Origin of the sequence: Acidovorax facilis, from assembly GCF_023913775.1 — a bacterium.
Lineage (GTDB): Bacteria > Pseudomonadota > Gammaproteobacteria > Burkholderiales > Burkholderiaceae_C > Acidovorax > Acidovorax facilis.
In genome coordinates, this window is the sequence record NZ_JAMXAX010000372.1 from 1 (window position 1) to 255 (window position 255).

Annotated in this window: 1 protein-coding gene; it reads right to left on the bottom strand. The window is 62.7% G+C overall.

Features of this window, described 5'->3' with window-relative positions; all coding sequences use genetic code 11:
* A partial coding sequence (locus tag NFX52_RS30655; protein WP_252636043.1) for an EAL domain-containing protein occupies positions 1-255 on the bottom strand: 255 nt, incomplete at both ends.

A 255-nucleotide genomic window follows, 5' to 3' on the forward strand; every position in this document is an offset into this window, starting at 1 on the left:
CGGTGCCAAAGTCATCCAGCGCAAAGCCCACGCCTTCGCTCTTGAGCTGCACCATGCGTGCGATGGTGTCTTCGATGTCTCCCAGCAGCAGGCTTTCGGTGAGTTCGAGCTTGAGTTTGCGGGGGTCTGCGTGGTGGTTCTTGAGGGTCTGCAGCACTTCGGCCACGAAGCCCGGTTGCCTGAACTGCCGGGCGCTGACGTTGACCGAGATGGACAGGTGGGCGGTGGCTTCGTGCTGGCCCCAGCGCTGCAGTT